The sequence below is a fragment of the Deinococcus psychrotolerans genome, from assembly GCF_003860465.1.
Classification (GTDB): Bacteria; Deinococcota; Deinococci; order Deinococcales; family Deinococcaceae; genus Deinococcus; species Deinococcus psychrotolerans.
This window is the reverse complement of sequence record NZ_CP034187.1, coordinates 77835-94057: the sequence shown is the minus strand read 5'-3', so window position 1 is coordinate 94057 and position 16223 is coordinate 77835. Positions and strand designations below refer to the sequence as shown.

13 protein-coding genes and 4 pseudogenes are annotated in these 16223 nt (G+C 57.5%); 15 read left to right on the top strand and 2 right to left on the bottom strand.

The window, feature by feature from the left end; genetic code table 11:
* Nucleotides 1-22: 22 nt before the first annotated feature.
* Nucleotides 23-991: a tyrosine-type recombinase/integrase gene (locus EHF33_RS20095; RefSeq protein ID WP_124875602.1), complete on the bottom strand. Its 969-nt coding sequence runs from the start codon at nucleotides 989-991 to the stop codon at nucleotides 23-25.
* Between the two features lie 133 nt (nucleotides 992-1124).
* On the opposite strand from EHF33_RS20095, the gene EHF33_RS20090 reads away from it, so the two are divergent.
* The 10 genes and pseudogenes from EHF33_RS20090 to EHF33_RS20050 form a co-directional block, all read left to right on the top strand.
* Nucleotides 1125-1337 (top strand): hypothetical protein, encoded by a 213-nt coding sequence (locus EHF33_RS20090; protein ID WP_124875600.1) that lies wholly within the window; start codon nucleotides 1125-1127, stop codon nucleotides 1335-1337.
* Nucleotides 1334-1897 (top strand): nitroreductase family protein, encoded by a 564-nt coding sequence (locus EHF33_RS20085; protein ID WP_124875598.1) that lies wholly within the window; start codon nucleotides 1334-1336, stop codon nucleotides 1895-1897. The genes EHF33_RS20090 and EHF33_RS20085 overlap by 4 nt, the downstream gene beginning before the upstream one ends.
* 174 nt (nucleotides 1898-2071) lie before the next feature.
* Nucleotides 2072-3664: pseudogene (gene istA, locus EHF33_RS20080) on the top strand (IS21 family transposase).
* Nucleotides 3665-3671: 7 nt separating this feature from the next.
* Nucleotides 3672-4433, top strand: a complete 762-nt coding sequence (gene istB / locus EHF33_RS20075) for an IS21-like element helper ATPase IstB (RefSeq protein ID WP_124875596.1) — start codon at nucleotides 3672-3674, stop codon at nucleotides 4431-4433.
* 61 nt (nucleotides 4434-4494) lie between these two features.
* Nucleotides 4495-4755, top strand: a complete 261-nt coding sequence (locus tag EHF33_RS20070; RefSeq protein ID WP_124875594.1) for a hypothetical protein — start codon at nucleotides 4495-4497, stop codon at nucleotides 4753-4755.
* A gap of 56 nt (nucleotides 4756-4811) precedes the next feature.
* A pseudogene (locus EHF33_RS21690) lies at nucleotides 4812-5057 on the top strand (IS6 family transposase); the annotation flags it as partial.
* Nucleotides 5058-5100: 43 nt separating this feature from the next.
* A complete protein-coding gene (locus tag EHF33_RS21685; RefSeq protein WP_241191486.1) occupies nucleotides 5101-5283 on the top strand; it encodes a hypothetical protein in 183 nt (60 codons plus the stop codon).
* A 2-nt stretch (nucleotides 5284-5285) separates the two neighbouring features.
* A complete protein-coding gene (locus EHF33_RS20060) occupies nucleotides 5286-6743 on the top strand; it encodes a transposase (RefSeq protein ID WP_241191471.1) in 1458 nt (485 codons plus the stop codon).
* 24 nt (nucleotides 6744-6767) lie between these two features.
* A pseudogene (locus EHF33_RS20055) lies at nucleotides 6768-7232 on the top strand (DDE-type integrase/transposase/recombinase); the annotation flags it as partial.
* Nucleotides 7233-7437: 205 nt separating this feature from the next.
* A pseudogene (locus EHF33_RS20050) lies at nucleotides 7438-7977 on the top strand (transposase); the annotation flags it as partial.
* A gap of 242 nt (nucleotides 7978-8219) precedes the next feature.
* Here EHF33_RS20050 and EHF33_RS20040 read toward each other — a convergent pair.
* Nucleotides 8220-8993, bottom strand: a complete 774-nt coding sequence (locus EHF33_RS20040) for an IS982 family transposase (RefSeq protein ID WP_124875588.1) — start codon at nucleotides 8991-8993, stop codon at nucleotides 8220-8222.
* 157 nt (nucleotides 8994-9150) lie between these two features.
* Between EHF33_RS20040 and EHF33_RS20035 the strand changes: the two genes are divergently transcribed.
* The 5 genes from EHF33_RS20035 to EHF33_RS20015 all read left to right on the top strand — a co-directional run bounded on the left by EHF33_RS20035 (nucleotide 9151) and on the right by EHF33_RS20015 (nucleotide 16000).
* Entirely contained in the window at nucleotides 9151-10368 is a 1218-nt protein-coding gene (locus EHF33_RS20035) for a hypothetical protein (protein WP_124875586.1), read from the top strand.
* Nucleotides 10307-10711 carry a hypothetical protein gene (locus tag EHF33_RS20030; protein ID WP_124875584.1) on the top strand — a complete coding sequence of 135 codons (405 nt, stop codon included), beginning with the start codon at nucleotides 10307-10309 and terminating at the stop codon, nucleotides 10709-10711. The genes EHF33_RS20035 and EHF33_RS20030 overlap by 62 nt, the downstream gene beginning before the upstream one ends.
* Nucleotides 10712-10760: 49 nt before the next feature.
* Nucleotides 10761-11423, top strand: coding sequence for a DUF6915 family protein (locus EHF33_RS21840; RefSeq protein ID WP_124875582.1), 663 nt, complete (start codon nucleotides 10761-10763; stop codon nucleotides 11421-11423).
* Nucleotides 11410-14844 (top strand): variant leucine-rich repeat-containing protein, encoded by a 3435-nt coding sequence (locus EHF33_RS20020; RefSeq protein WP_164473648.1) that lies wholly within the window; start codon nucleotides 11410-11412, stop codon nucleotides 14842-14844. Before EHF33_RS21840 ends, EHF33_RS20020 begins: the two co-directional genes overlap by 14 nt.
* Before the next feature lie 127 nt (nucleotides 14845-14971).
* The gene (locus tag EHF33_RS20015) at nucleotides 14972-16000 is read left to right on the top strand and encodes a hypothetical protein (protein ID WP_124875578.1); all 1029 of its coding nucleotides are present in this window, start codon (nucleotides 14972-14974) and stop codon (nucleotides 15998-16000) included.
* The last annotated feature ends 223 nt before the right edge of the window (nucleotides 16001-16223 follow it).

The following is a 16223-nucleotide window of genomic DNA, read 5'->3' as shown; positions in this document are numbered from 1 at the left end:
CAGCATCTGAAGTGGTCTGCGGTTACCAGTCACGGTTGATTGCCTTGTCCTGGGTGCGGACGTGGTTGACGTAGATGGCGCTGGTGTCCATGCTGGCGTGGCGCAGGTGGTCGCGCACTTCCAGCAGATCGCGGGTCTGGCGGTAAATCTCCGTCCCCGCCGTGTGGCGCAGGCCATGAACGTGCCGCCCATCGTAACGGACTTTAGAAACTGCGCACAGCTTGCGGAGTTGATCACTGACGCCTTTGCGGGTCTTCAGGGTCAGCACCTGTATCCCAAGTTGTGGGGTCATGGCCAGCCACTGCCGTAGCGCCTGCTCAGTAGATTGACTCAGCGGCACCTCCTGAAGTTTTTGCCGTTTGCCCATCACACTGAGGTAGGGCCGCTCGCCGTCCAAGTGCACGTCGGTGCGGGTCAGTGCCAGCATCTCGGAGACCCTCAGGCCGCAGTGTGCGCCCAGCAGCAAGATAACGGTCTGCTGTGGATCAGCTTGTATCAGTAATTTCTTTATGTCCGCCTGACTGTATGGCTTGCGTTTTTCCCAGGCCGCTACCGGATCACGCGCGGCCCGTACGTCGGTCAGCGGCGCGGCGTCGCTGGCCCCGGCCCAGCGGAGTGCTCCGTACAACGCTCGCGCGGCGGCCAGCCTGACCTTGACGCTGCCCGGCATTAACCCGCTGGCTTCCAGATGCCGGACGTAAGAGTAGCCGTCGTTAGGTCGGGGCCGCAGTAAACTCACGCCACTCGGCACCGCCCAGGCCAGAAAGGTTCGCAAGCCCTGGCGATAACTCGTCAGGGTATGGGGGCTGACCCGCGCTCCCCGACTGCCCCGCGTTACCAGGAAAGACTCGGTCAATGACCACAAACCCTCTTCATCCGTGTCCCGTGCCCAGCGTAAAGCGTCTTTGCGTAGGGCGTCGGGATCCAAACGGGCCAGACGTTCGGCGCGGCCACTCAGATCCAGTCGTGCAGCCATGATCTCCAAGGTCATGTGCTCAGGCTAACAGGTTACTTGTGAAAGTCGGCGGCAGTTTGCCTGAGTGCGTCATAAAAGTATCGATTATACCGGTTATGTAACCTACTCCTGAATGAATGTCACTTTAGAGTTGACCTGAGGTCATTAGTTGATCTATATGGGTAACGACAAGATCGATACTGGTGGCGAAGTCGGAATCTCGCTTTTCCACCGGCAGACGTCGGTGGTGCAGTCACGAAAGACGTTGTTCCGGGAGACCGTCATCTGGATTCGCCACCAGTATCAAGATCCGGAATTTTTACACCGCTCAGGGAAATTCGCCCTCAAGCATGTCCAGAACCTGCTTATACTCCCGGCATGAAAACTGTGGCACAGACGCTTGTGGGACACCGTTCCATTCGGCAGTTCAAACCTGATGAAATTCCCCAGTCCATTATTGACGAGGTGCTGCACGAAGCCGTCACCGGGACGTCCTCATCGGGCAACCTTAACAGCTACTCAATGGTGCTGACCCGTGACCCAGTCCGCAAACGCCAGCTGTACGAGTTACACGGCGAACAGGAATTCATCCTTCAGGCACCGCTGGTCATCACCTTCTGCGCCGATTGGTACCGCACGCGGCAGTGGCTAAAGCTGCGCGGAGCACGGGATAACTTCAACAATTTTTTGGGGTATCAGGTGGCCGCAAACGAAACGATGCTCATCTCTCAGAGCGTGACACTGGGTTTCGAAGCGCGGGGCTACGGCATCTGCTCTATGGGCAGCACGCTCCACGCCATGCAGGAGATTGCCGAGCAACTGGGTCTTCCCGAAACCTGTCTGCCCATCACGACGATCGTGGTCGGTATCCCCGACGAGCGCCCAGAGCGGCGTGAGCGCCTGCCCATGCGGGCCTTCAGACCTACCAGAAACCCAGTGTGACCGAACTGGAAGACCTGTTGCGTATGCTCGCCCATTCGGGCCACCCGCGCTCAGTTGACGTGGCCACCTGCGCTGAGCTGATCGGGCCACCCACGCTCAGCGAATCGGGCTACCTCTCTTCCAGCACACGAGACTCCAGGGTCATCCTTCAGGATGACCAAAAAGCGTGTGACTATGCGAAAAATTCGGGATGTCCTTCGACTCAAATTCGATCACCACCTCAGCGACCGAGACATCGGTCGCAGTGTCAGGCTGGGACGCACTACCGTCCAGAACTATGTCAAGCGCGCCCTGAGCGCTGGACTGGATTGACCGCTCCCTCCTGAGATGGATGACGTTCAGCTCGAACACCTCCTGTTCCGGCAGGCCGAAGTGCCGCCAGTGGACGTAGCGGCCGAACCGGACTGGCCACAGATCGACCGGGAACTGCGCCGCAAAGGCGTGACTCGATTCCTGCTCTGGGAAGAATATCGGGGCCGGCAGCCAGACGGACTCAAATACGCCACTTTCAATGCTCACTACCGCGCCTGGAAGGGCACTGTCGGTCTGTCGATGCGACAGGTCCACCGGGCGGGAGAAGCGCTCTTCGTCGACTATGCTGGCCTCACCCTGGCCATCACCGACCCAAAGACCGGGGTGATGCACCCCGGTCAGGTGTTCGTCGCCACACTCGGGGCCAGCGATTACACCTACGCCGAGGTGACTCGCACCCAAAGCAGCGAGGACTGGCTGTCCTCACACGTCCGGGCCCTTGCATTTTTCGGTGGTGTGCCCGAAACCATCGTGCCCGACAATCTCAAGTCGGGCGTGACCCACCCCAGCCGCTACGAACCGGATCTCAACCGCGCGTACGCCGAATTCGCCGAATATTACGGCGTCGCGGTTCTTCCCGCCCGGGTCCGCAAACCCAAAGACAAGGCCTTGGTGGAAGTCCATGTACAGATCATTGAGCGGCGACTGCTGGCCCCACTGCGGGACCAGGTCTACTTCAGCGTGGTCGCCGCCAATGAGGCCCTGTGGCCGCTGCTGCACGAACTCAACCTCAAACCCTTTCAGAAGCGGCCTGGAAGCCGCTTCGAACTGTTCACCGAGCTGGACTAGCCAGCCCTGCGTCCTCTGCCAGTCCAACCTTTCGAGATTGCCAGCTGGAAGCGCACCACCGTCGGACTCGACTACCACGTCGAACTGGCGGGACATCACTACAGCGTGCCGTACCGGCACGCGAAGACTTCGGTCGATCTGCGACTCACGCCCAACCTGGTCGAGGTGTTCCTGGACAGCGTGCGGATCGCGGTGCACCACCGGGTGCTGGACGCGTCCAGCACCCGTATCCGGCAGACCACCTTGAAGGAACACATGCCGCCCCACCATCAGCGCGTCGGTGAGTGGACGCCACAACGCCTCCGGACGCGTGCAGACGAGGTCGGTCCCGGTACAGCTCAGCTCGTCGAGGCACTGCTGATCGCTGGGCGACACCCGGAACAGAGCCAGCGGTCCTGTCAGGGGCTGTTCAAGCTCGCACAGGCGTACGGCACTGAGCGGCTGGAAGCCGCGTGCTGCCGGGCAGTGTTCCTGCAGGCATACAGCTACCGCAGCGTGGAATCCATTCTCAAACACCATCTGGACGAACTTCCACTCACGCCGGAAGATCCGGCACCACGGGTGGTCGACCACGCCAACGTGCGCGGACCCACTTATTACCGCCAGGAATCAACCGAGATCCCGGTGGCGCTCGCTGATCGCGACTTCGACCCCACGCTGAACTGATGTTTCTATGCTGTCACACCCGATTACCCACCAACTTCGTGCACTCAAACTCGACGGGATGGCTCAGGCCGTTCAAGAACAGCAGGAGCAGCCCCAGGCACGTGAACTCAGCTTCGAGGAGCGTCTGACGCTCCTCGTGGACAGGGAACTCGCCCACCGCGATGGCCGCACCACCCAGCGCCGCTTGCTCGCCGCCCGTCTCAAGGTCCAGGCCACCCTGGAGGACGTCGATACCAAACACCCGCGCGGCCTGGACAGCAAGCTGCTGCGGACCCTCGGAGAGGGTCTGTGGATCAGGGAGAAACGCGGAGTGATTATCACCGGTCCTACTGGGGTCGGCAAGACGTTCATCGGTTGCGCGCTGGCCCACCAGGCCTGCCGGAAGGGCTACAGCGCCCAGTACGCCCAGACGGGCCGACTGTTGCAGGAACTGATCCTGGCAAAGGAGGACGGCCGGTATCTGAAGCTGCTGGCGCAACTTGCCAAAGTTCAGGTGTTGATCCTGGATGACTGGGGACTCGATACCCCGTCGGCGGATGGTCGACGCATTCTGCTCGAGATCCTGGACGACCGGTATGAACGCGGCTCAACCATCATCACGAGTCAATTCCCCACCACCGTCTGGCACGAGAACCTCGGTGATCCGACCCTGGCGGACGCGATCCTTGATCGCGTCCTGCATCACGCCTACCGTATCGAGCTCAAAGGAGAAAGTCTGAGAAGGAAAGACCGAAAAGTGACCGCAGTGAAGCCTGAAGTCCTAGACTGATCTCAGCTCGTGACTGGCAGAAAAAGAGCCCGATAAAAATGAGCGCGAGTGGCCCGATAACTTGAGCGTCGAGGGCCAAGTTGGCGAGCGCACGCACCTGTACGTGGCACGGGAAGAGAGCGGCTGGCAACGGTACATGTCTGTGCCGCGCCTCAAGGCCATGTGCGATGAGGGCGGCATCACCTCACTCGCGCAGATGTATACCAGCCCCTACAAATACGACCCAGACCATTACGTGCCCAAATCTCTACAGATTCTGGAAGTGCTCCAGCAGCGTGGATTTCTACCCAGCACGCTGAGGCTCACCCAGACTGAGGAATGAGGAATCCGATGGTAAGAACCTCCCTGTACCCGGTTCTGGCAGCGTAGGGTGAAGCCGTGCTGACTGATCAGAAGCTTCCAGGGTACCGATTCCCGCTTTCGGTGATCGGTCATGCCGTCTGGCTTTACCACCGCTATACCCTGAGTTACCGGGACGTCGAGGAGTTACTACTGTTCGAGCGAGGCATCGAAGTGTCCCGCGAATCCATCCGCACCTGGTGCATTAATTTCAGTGGTGAGTTCGCCCAGAACTTACGTCACCGAGAACCCCGGCGGGGTTCCCGGTGGCATCTGGATGAAATGCAGATACTGTCGGCCAATTCATTGATAGGTGCAGACTATGCATATGTCTCTAAAAATCCAGCCCCTGGAGCTAATCCCTAAAGAAACAGTTCGGGTAGCCCATCTCGCCTTTCCTCAAGGAAGTGTGGCGATGAAGCTGCGTGATGTTTTTCAGCAGCTGTATCAGGATGAGTCATTCCAGACGCTGTACTCGCGGCGAGGCCCACCTGCGTTTTCCCCTTTGTGACGGTGCTGCAATTCATGGAGAATTTGAGTGACCGTCAAGCGGCGAATGCCGTTCGGGGACGGATTGGCTGGAAATATGCACTGGCCCTTGAACTCACCGATCCCGGATTCCACTTCAGTGTGCTGTCCGAATTTCGCGGTCGCTTAGTGGGCAGCAGCGCACAGACGCTGCTAGTCGATTTGATGTTGGAGCGGTCTCGAGGAGAAAAGCTGTTAAAGGCGCGAGGAAAACAGCGAACCGACTCGACGCATGTGTTGGCTGCGGTGCGTGAAATTCATTTGACGGAACTGATTGCTGAAACGCTGCGGGCTGCGCTGAACGACCTCGCGACTGCCGAGCCGATGTGGATGCAAGGTGTGGCTCCATCCGCCTGGTTTGACTGGTATTCGTGGCGGATCGAAGAAAAACACCTGCCACACGCCCCGCCGGCCCGCACGATCTATCTCATTCAGGTGGGTCAGGACGGCTTCACCTTGCTGGATGCGATTCGGGCGTATGACACCGATCCGTCGCTGAACATCTTGTGGGAACGTCCTGCTGTACAGATACTGCGACGGGTTTGGGAGCACCACTTCGAACGGCAAGCTTCCGCTTGCCGTTGGAAAGAGCCTGGGGAATGGCTGCCGACGGGTGAGCGCGTTCATTCGCCGTACGATCCGGAAGCCCATTTCAGCGATAAGCGGGGCGTGAAATGGCTGGGATACAAAGTGCATTACACGGAGACCTGCGATCAGGACGGCGTCCATTTGATTGTGGACAGTGAGACCTGCTTTGCCGAGATTCCCGATGTGGCCAGTACACATGCCATTCAACAAAAACTCGCCAAGAAAGAGTTATGCCCTCAGGAGCATCTGGTGGATGCCGGGTACACCGATGCCGAACTGCTGGTCACCAGTCAGCAGCAGCAAATTACCCTGATTGGTCCAATGAGGGTCAATAGCAGTTGGCAAGCCAGAGCCGGTCAGGGTTATGATCTGCCGCATTTTTCGCTCGATTGGGATCGGCAGCGGGCCACCTGCCCAGAGGGCAAATCTTCGATAAAATGGCGTCCTGGAAAGGACGCTTTCGGAAACGAGATCATCCAACTGCAATTCAGCCGATCCGACTGTTCCCCGTGTGCTGCTCGGTCGTTGTGCACACGAGCAAAAAGCTCGCCACGCCATATTGTGCTGCATCCCAGGGAGCAGCACGAAGCGCTGCTCTGGGCGCGACAAGAGGAGCAGTCTGCGACTTGGTTGGCCCGGTATCACGTGCGTGCAGGGATCAAGGGCACGCTTTCTCAGGGGATTCGAGCGTTTGGACTCCGGCGTACCCGCTCTGTGGGACTAGCAAAAACAGCACTTCAACATGCCACCGTCGCCGCAGCAATCAATGTGGTGAGGGTGACTGCCTTGCTGGCTGACACCCCAAGAATAACGACCAGGACGTCTCGGTTTGCCTCTCTGCGCCTAACCGCGTGAATTGGCCGACAGTATCAAATGCATGTGGTCGTGGGCGGGGTAACCCACTGGCTGTGGAGAGCGATTGACGAACACGGAGCTGTGCTTGACGTGTTCCTTCAACGGCACCGAGACACCTCAGCAGCGACATCATTTTTCCAACGTCTGCTGGGTGAATATGACGTCCCGGAAGCAGTCTGTACCGACAAGCTCGTAAGTTATGGGGCGGCCATCCGCGAACTTCCGATACTGGGTGATGTCGATCACCAGCAGGTGATCTCAACCGCCCGGTGCAACAATCTGGTTGAACAATCTCATCGGCCTATACGACGTCAGGAACGGAGCCAACTGGGATTTCGACAGGGCAAACGTGCGCAAGGATTTTTCGACCTGCATGCGAGAATTACCAATCTTTACGGCTCTGCCCGCTCGACCATACCCGCTCACGACCGACGCTCTCTCCTGAGAGCCGCACTACGAAGCTGGAAGGCCGTCGTGCAGGTGGCCTGAAGTTTAGGCCACCTGCTGCTGGTGTTCCTCGGCCGAGCCTTATCTGCAACAATTTGCCAGAACCGTACTACCACCACAATCTGTGGTCGAAGACAGGCGTGTGGAAAGCCATCAACACGGCGCTGGTGAAGATTGAGCGTGAAGGCAGAGGGCGGAAGGCCCAGCCTTCCGCCGCTGTCGGTGATTCCCAAAGCGTCAAGACGACGCAAGAAAAGGGGATTGTGGTTACGACGGCAACAAGAAGATCAAAGGCCGCAAGCGTCACCTAGCGACGGATACCGACGGCAACCAAGCAGGTTGCCGCGTGACGCCCGCTAATGTCGATGACTGCGAAGGTCTCAAGCTCGTTCTCAATGAATTCAACACGGATGCACCCTTCGTCAAAAAGCTCTTCCTGGACGGGGGACACAGCGGCGAGCCTTTCGCGATCTGGACAAAAACGTCCGTAGGTATTGAGGTCGAAGTGGTTCGTCGCCCTGATGAAGGCCTCATGGTGGTCGACGGTACTGCAAAATTGGCGACCAATACCCCAATGGAAGAACAATTTCGATTGGCTGTAGAGATCGCAAAGCAAGGCGGGAAAGGGTTCAAGGTGGTACGGAAACGCTGGGTGGTGGAGCGCATGTTTGCGCGGCTGCTGACCTTCAGACGCCTGAAGGCGGATTACGAGGAGAGCATCCCAATCGCTGAGGGCTTTATTTATGCGGCTGGGAGCTCTATTTCACTGAATAGGCTCTGCGCGTGATGACCGACGACGCAGATAGTCTTGCCCCAATTATTGGGCTTCAAACAGCCTCTGAATGCCGCCCCGGAGAACATACCGAATTCCGTTCACCATTTCGCGTCTGGGCACGGTTTCGCAGAAGGTACTCTCGCCAAACGGCGGCAGAAGTGGTTCAATGAGCTCCTACTGGGCATCCGTGAGGTCGCTGGGATAGAGCGGACGATCCATCCGGACAACTTACCAAATTCACTTTCCTACGCCGTTTAGGGCTGAGCGAGATTGTGGGCAAGCACGGCCAGCACGACACGCAGCCGTAAGGCGGCTACGGTTTTCGTTTGTGCCGAACGAATTTGGGCGTTGACCAGTTGAGAAAAGACCGTTTCAATACGTTTGCGGAGCTGGGGGTGGCGGGAAACCCGCCACCCCGTGTCATAGCGAGTGTTTTTCTTGGGTGGAAAGACGAACCCTAAGCAGCAATAGCCTTTATCGCCAATGATCTTCGGGCCGTCAAAGTCCGGCCAACGCTGGTTGAGTTCAAAACCGACCGTCGTGTCGTGGAGATTGGCAGGTTTCACGAGATATTGGAGAATCCGGCCTTGAGGGCTGACCCAAGCGTGAAGCTTGTATCCGAAGACATGGCCTTGTGTGCCGTACCCCCAGCGAGCACCCGGAAACGCACACCCCTTCGCCCGCTTGGGACGACAGACTGGGAGTGGCATGGAGTCAATGATGACCTCCGCACACTGCTGTGGTGGGCTGACCACGGCCTCCAACTGCGCGAGGAGCCGGACGCCACGTGTGTAGGCTTGGGTGTAAGACGGAAGACCGGGACGGTCTTCACACAAGATGTTCCACCATACTGAAGCGTAGGGATGCTTGAAAACAAATCGCGTCAACAGCAAAGCGACGAGCATCGCGTCGGTCATTTTTTGATGTTTACAGCGCTTCGTATCCCAGAAGTAACGTTGAGACCAGCGATGAAAGAAACGGATGACCGAACGACGGGTTAAACTGTGGTGGGGACGGTATTTGTACATACCGTCCCCATTTTCGCTGTCCACGTGCATCCGGAGTCAACCTCATCGCACCCCTAAACGGCGTTTCCTATAGGCTTCAGACAGCTTCTAAGATCAAGCCGTCACCGCGACAACAAGTGACGCGCCAAGGGCTTACGCTGCAGATCAGGAGAAGACCATGCGTAAAGTTGACTCATCCCGCTTCGATGATCGCCCATTTGACACTCGACTCCTTTTTGGTTCCAACAGTCACCAACTACTTTTGTGGAACTTTTCTAACAGTTCACAGGAACCCGCCGCCGAGATCATTGGACTGACGGATGATCTGGATGATTTCTCCCTGTATGCACCCACTCAAGGAGAAGCATTGTATTTGCATTCACAGGCTTGGGATATGACGGGCCAGCCCCGAATCGCGCTGTGGTGGAAGGCCATGGACGACATTACGAACTCTTCAGGGATCATTGAGATTCGCAACTCCCTGAACGGCCTTGTCCTCTGGCAGATCCAAGGCGATGCGCTGGAACCTAAAATCTGCACTCCCAGCCAGGGAGATCATGAAGTTCAGTTGCATCTTTATGGCGATACGGTCCGCCTGCTGGACAGTTTCGGGCTATATCAGATTCATCGCAGCGGTTACCAAACCTTCCAGGCATACGACGACACCAGGAATCTCCGTCTAAGATCACTGAGCGGCGAAGTCTGCGATATTAAGAACATCCCATCCTCCGCGTTCGGGAGTGCAGATGGCCGCTTTTTCTTCGATCCTTTCGACGGTTGTGTTTATGATATGGAAGCAGAGTCACCGCCTGAAACCTTGCTCCCCAACATTTATGTCCCGGCTTTACGCCGTCAAGGTCTTTGGCCGCACTACGGCCTGTGGCTTCCAGAGCGTCAACGCTACGTCCAGGATCTTGAGGGTCAACCCTTGATGTATATGACGCCGCAGCACGTTGTCAATGACCTTATGGCTGAAGGGTTGTTGGTGGAGCCAATTGAAGTGCGGCCGCTCCCCGTGACGCCACCTGACCAGCAAGCGGCTGGGATCGTCCCCAAATGGTTGTTAGGGGATCAGATGCCCAAACCGCCGATTTGTTCCGAACGTGGAGCGCTACTGACCGATCTCAGTGCCCTAAGATCCGCCCTCATCGAGCGAGGGTGGGTTATTGAAGCCGGACTTTGCCTGCGTACAGCAGTCGATCTGCCAACGGCAACCGTGGTCGCTGAAGTCCTGCAACGGCCAGAAGGCACTTGCGTAATGATGACAGCCTGGCGCGGCCTGTGGCCAGTTCGCTGGGGAAGTCTGGCTCAGCACCTCTGTAATAGAAAACGCGGTGTGGCAAATCGAAGAAGCGCTGGCGCAGGGACAAGACCGCCTGCTCCAGATTCCACCTGAGCGGTACTCCTCACAACCGCACACCAGCGCTGTCTTTACATCCACCAATGACGAACTTCAAGTTCTGACAGGGAGCGAGGACCGGGAACAAGCAGCGCTGGCCGAGGTGGTGCTCTGGATTCGGTTCCAGCATCTAAGCACCGTCCTGACAGCGCTGCAGCCACCTCCTGAACCCGACTGGAATCTCTTTCGGATGTTCTGGATTGAGGGCCAGCTTCCGTCATGGGTGGTTCGTCCGGTGTGGCGCTCCTTGCCAGACTGGGTTCAGCAGGAACTGGTTGAGGATTTGAGCGCGGAATTCGAGGTTGATCAGGAGTGGGCCGCTTGGTGCGGCACAGCGTAAGAGAACGGAAAGTCACAATTAGACATGATGGACACATGAGGAAATCAAGGTGAGTCATGCGATTTATCATGCTCAGAGTTCGGCCAGGCGCTTCGGTGGTGCTGCGGAAGACTACGTGGCCATCCATGAGTGGTTCGACGCGTCCAAAGCATTTATCGCAGACGCCCGGCACCGTGCGCTGCGTCACCACGCCCAGGGCATTTTCTGGTGTGAGGAGGTGTTCGGGCGGACGATGACCAACAGCGCAGGGCGGCAGATTCCGGTTCGGCTGATCGGCGAGCAACACGTGATGGAGGACTTCCGGCGCATTCCCACCCTGACGGACTGGCTGGGTCATATGACGCTGGAAGACTGGATGTTCAAAACAGTCGCCGTTTTGCCCAAGCTCTTCAAGGAAGGCGCGGCGCTGCCCAGGGTAGAAGACGCGCACCGACCTGAACACCTGCAAGCCGAGGCAGAACGCCTGACAGCCGACCTGGCCCTGATCCACGGACGGCTCCATCAAGCAGAAATTGAAGAGCTGCTGCGGCGCTCACCGGGAGCGGTCGATCTCGAAACCCAGGTGGTTGGTGGGCAGATCCTGGCGCTGCTGCGCGGATCAAATGGCCAGGAACTGCTGCGCCGTGAAACACAGCTGCCTTACCCGTGCCTGTACATCCGTGACCAGCACGAGTCCATTCCAAACAAGGAGAAATCAAATGTCCAAGGTTGAGATGATGGAAATTGAGGAGTATTTCTCCTCGAAAAGTGAGCTGGCACAACAGGCTGCTCCTGGCGCAGTCTATTTTGGTGCGACGACTTCGGCAGAAGCTGAGTACGACGACGACTCTGGCTATTATCTTATCCGCTCCACGTATTACACCGGTCTCTTCGATCAGAAGAAAGGAGAATTAAAAATTCAGGATCCCGAGGCCTATACATCTTTCTTTGCACAGGTCAGAAAGAGCTGGCCCGACGAAGACTCAGCTGATAATGAACATGTCAGCGCTTTGACGATGGTGCAGGAGACTGAATGGGCAGACGACACAACCATCGAAATTCTTTATAGAGAGAATGATCTCCTCGAGGCACTCAACTCGACCCAAGAAGCCATCTCTGTAAGTACTGTGATTGGGATTGCTATCGAGAAAAAAGACGATTCACTTATATACGATTTGACTTCTGAGCATGAGTTGCAACCAGATGATATAGATGCATTACTTGAATACGATGGTACCCTTGGAAGCAGTTTGATGAACCAGAGCCATTTGCGGCCAAGTCACCTCTGGAGTATTTATGAGGCTTTCGAGGATGCGGAAGATGAATTTGATCTCGAGGACATCGTTAATCACAGAAGATGTCCAACTGATTTACTGGAAGAACTCTATGAACGTTTTCCCGACTCCATAGATTTAGAGGGGAGAGCAGCTTTTTTGGACAGGGTCGCCAGGAATCCGGATCAGGCAGATCCTCTGGGTGATCTGCTTTTCGTGCTTCAAGACGATGCGACTTCAGCAGAGACTTTGCATTTCCTTAGCGATTCCACAGAAAAGGAAATTCGTCTTGGTCTCCTAAAAAAACCACAGGTATTAAAAGATCTCCTGCTGAAGTTCACTACCGACTCCGACGAGTATGTCCGCCGGGCCGTCGTAGTCCATCCGCAGGTCACTTCTGAATTGCTCACACAGCTGGCCACGGATTCCGATTCCGATGTTCGCAAAGCCGTCGCTTCCAACCCGCAAGCCACGCCTGAATTGCTCACACAGCTGGCGACTGATTCCGACTCATGGGTTCGCATGGTTGTCGTAGTCCATCCGCAGGTCACGCCTGAACTGCTCGTGCAACTTGCAACAAATCCTTACTCAGATGTCCGCAAGGCTGTCGTAGTCCATCCGCAGGTCACACCTGAGTTGCTGATCCAACTGGCCACGGATTCCGACGAGTATGTCCGCAGGGCCGTTGCTGCTCACCCACAAATGCCATCTGAGCTGCTGATCCAACTGGCCACGGATTCCGATTCGGATGTCCGCAGGGCCGTTGCTGCTCACCCACAAATGCCATCTGAGTTGCTGATCCAACTGGCCACGGATTCCGACGAGTATGTCCGCAGGACCGTTGCTGCTCACCCACAAATGCCATCTGAGCTGCTGATCCAACTGGCCACGGATTCCGATTCGGATGTCCGCAGGGCCGTTGCTGCTCACCCACAAATGCCATCTGAGCTGCTGATCCAACTGGCCACGGATTCCAGCCAGTTTGTCCGCATGGCCGTTGCTGCCCACCCACAGGCCACCCCTGAGGTGCTGATCCAACTGGCCACGGATTCCAACTCGGGTGTCCGCAGTGCTGTCAATACGAAGCTAGGATCTAAGCTAAGTGAGCAGTTGCAGGAAGATGCTCGCCTCCGCAGTGCCGTTGCTGCCCACCCACAGGCCACCCCTGAGGTGCTGATCCAACTGGCCACCGATTCCGACGAGGATGTCCGCAGGGCCGTTGCTGCCAATCCGCAGACCACCCCTGAGTTGCTGATCCAACTGGCCAAGGATTCCGATTTGGATGTCCGCAAGGCCGTTGCTGCCAATCCGCAGACCACCCCTGAGTTGCTGATCCAACTGGCCAAGGATTCCAACTATTTTGTCCGCAGGGCCGTTGCTGCCAATCCGCAGACCACCCCTGAGTTGCTGATCCAACTGGCCAAGGATTCCGATTTGGATGTCCGCAAGGCCGTTGCTGCCCACCCGCAGGCCACCCCTGAGGTGCTGATCCAACTGGCCAAGGATTCCAACTCGGGTGTCCGCTGGGCCGTTGCTGCTCACCCGCAGGCCACCCCTGAGGTGCTGATCCAACTGGCCACCGATTCCGACGAGGATGTCCGCAGTGCCGTCGTAGCCCATCCGCAGGTCACATCTGAATTGCTGATCCAACTGGCCACGGATTCCAACTCGGGTGTCCGCAAGGCCGTCATAGCCCATCCACAGGCCACCCCTGAGGTGCTGATCCAACTGGCCACGGATTCCAACTGGGAGATTCGCAGGGCCGTTGCTGCTCACCCGCAGGCTACCCCTGAGGTGCTGACCCAACTGGCCAAGGATTCCGATTTGGATGTTCGCAGGGCCGTTGCTGACAACCCGCAGGCCACCCCTGAGGTGCTGATCCAACTGGCCAAGGGTTCCGGCGAGTATGTCAGCAGGGCCGTTGCTGCCAATCCGCAGGTCACATCTGAATTGCTGATCCAACTGGCCAAGGATTCCAACTCGGGTGTCCGCAGGGCCGTTGCTGCTCACCCACAAATGCCATCTGAGCTGCTGGTCCAACTGGCCAAGGATTCCGAATCGGATGTCCGCAAGGCCGTTGCTGCCCACCCGCAGGCCACCCCTGAACTGCTGATCCAGCTGGCCACGGATTCCGAGTCATGGGTTCGCAGTGGTGTTGCTGCCCACCCGCAGGCCACGCTTGAATTGCTGACCCAACTGGCCACGGATTCCAACGAGTATGTCCGCAGGGCCGTTGCTGCTCACCCACAAATGCCATCTGAGCTGCTGGTCCAACTGGCCAAGGATTCCGAATCGGATGTCCGCAAGGCCGTTGCTGACAACCCGCAAGCCACCCCTGAGGTGCTGATCCAACTGGCCACGGATTCCGAGTCGGATGTCCGCCGGGCCGTCGTAGTCCATCCGCAGGTCACATCTGAATTGCTGATCCAACTGGCCAAGGATTCCAACTATTTTGTCCGCAGGGCCGTTGCTGCTCACCCGCAGGCTACCCCTGAACTGCTGACCCAACTGGCCACGGATTCCGAGTCGGATGTCCGCAAGGCCGTTGCTGCCCACCCGCAGGCCATCCCTGAGGTGCTGATCCAACTGGCCAAGGATTCCGATTTGGATGTCCGCAGGGCCGTCGTAGTCCATCCGCAGGCCACCCCTGAGGTGCTGATCCAACTGGCCAAGGATTCCAGCTCGGTTGTCCGCAGGGCCGTTGCTGCCCACCCGCAGGCCACCCCTGAGGTGCTGATCCAATTGGCCAAGGATTCCGACCAGTATGTCCGCAGGGCCGTTGCTGCCCACCCGCAGGCCACCCCTGAGGTGCTGATTCAACTGGTGGATGACGCTTTTACAGGAATACGGCAACTCATTGCCATGCGTACCCAGGCATAAAGGCGACAAGAGCGACCGGCTACGCAATCCACGGCAGCTCTGCCCTCTGGCCGGTTGACTCGGCTCACGGAAATCGCGTTCTAGCGTTTGGACGAATAGAGACACCGAGATACAGGAGGAAAAAGAAATGTTGAACGCAGAAGTCGGCAGGCAAAACGAGAACGGAACGTTGGACGGGGAGGTCGTCTTCAGCCCAGATTTCCTGGGCCGGGCAGGGATACAGCGGCACGCTGAACCGACCGATTCGTTTACACCAGTGGCCTGGGCCGACGGCGACGCGCAGCGGGTGCAGGGACTGCTCTGGCTCGACGCTGACGAGGAGCGGCCCTATCCCGTCCTGACCGTAGCCACCTCAGCTTCTGTGGATGAGGAATCTGCCTCCAAAGTGGCGGTGGCCGCTTGTCGGGAGCACTTCATGAAACTGTCGGTTCCCTCAGAAGTCGTTGCCCATGTGGGAGACACCTGGATTGCGGGCCGAACGCTCACGCCATCGCTGTTGATTGAGCCGCCCGATAACGGAAGTGCGTCAGTGCTCACCGTTCAGACCTGGCCGGTGTCTGGCCCGATGACCCCCACCCTGCTTCGGTATCTTCTCTCCACATCCTTCGGCCAGTTTCAGGATGTGCTGCAGCGTGCGGGCGTGCCGCTGAAACCCGAGTTCTTCCCGCCGCCTACCACGGGAGCGGGCGACCGCTCATGGCTCTCCACAGCCACACTGCTGGATCTGGTGGGGGACGAATGGCAGTGGGAAGAGAGCCGCCAGAACGAAGTTCGTTGTGGGGTCACCCTGACCCTGAGAAATGAACATGCTCAGCCGAGCAGGTTTCCATCAGCAGTAGAGAGCATTCCGCTGACCCTGGCCTTTTACCTGCGTTACGTCGATGATGATGAGACCAACTATCCGGCGCTGGCTTTGCGGGCGCATACCCAGAATGGACTGGCACAGGGAAAACTTGATCGGGTGGTGGCCCATCACTTGAAGCGCTTTGAGCTTCAGATTGGCCAGTCGTTGACTGTCAATGTAGACCCGGACGGTGACCTGACCATTCGCCAGATTGTACTCTGTCCTGAAAAACCCGATCCAGCGCTGGTGCGCCACCTGATCCAGACCGCCTTGCAGAGTCTGGCATTCGCCGCCCATGAGGTTGTGTTCTGAGGCAACCGGCTCTGGCTTGACGGCGGAGGATTATTGATTGCTAGGGCATTCATCTCCTTCCCCCAATCTTTCTCATCAGCCATAATTCGGTCTTTGTATCCTTCCTCGCGCGAAAGAAGGTCGAGAAGTAAGGCGGGCAATCGAATCTCTGAAGCCCGTAAGTCAAAGCCAAGTTGTATTTCAGAATGTCTCTTATTTTAATCGCTCCATTCTCCTATCAAAT

What these genes read in the sequence shown, in the direction of transcription:
- EHF33_RS20040 (WP_124875588.1), bottom strand. Translation starts at nt 8,993, where the DNA reads ATGTACAAATACCGTCCCCACCACAGTTTAACCCGTCGTTCGGTCATC.
- EHF33_RS20035 (WP_124875586.1), top strand. Translation starts at nt 9,151, where the DNA reads ATGCGTAAAGTTGACTCATCCCGCTTCGATGATCGCCCATTTGACACT.
- EHF33_RS20020 (WP_164473648.1), top strand. Translation starts at nt 11,410, where the DNA reads ATGTCCAAGGTTGAGATGATGGAAATTGAGGAGTATTTCTCCTCGAAA.
- EHF33_RS20015 (WP_124875578.1), top strand. Translation starts at nt 14,972, where the DNA reads ATGTTGAACGCAGAAGTCGGCAGGCAAAACGAGAACGGAACGTTGGAC.
- EHF33_RS20085 (WP_124875598.1), top strand. Translation starts at nt 1,334, where the DNA reads ATGAAAACTGTGGCACAGACGCTTGTGGGACACCGTTCCATTCGGCAG.
- istB (WP_124875596.1), top strand. Translation starts at nt 3,672, where the DNA reads ATGCTGTCACACCCGATTACCCACCAACTTCGTGCACTCAAACTCGAC.
- EHF33_RS20095 (WP_124875602.1), bottom strand. Translation starts at nt 991, where the DNA reads ATGACCTTGGAGATCATGGCTGCACGACTGGATCTGAGTGGCCGCGCC.
- EHF33_RS21685 (WP_241191486.1), top strand. Translation starts at nt 5,101, where the DNA reads ATGTCTCTAAAAATCCAGCCCCTGGAGCTAATCCCTAAAGAAACAGTT.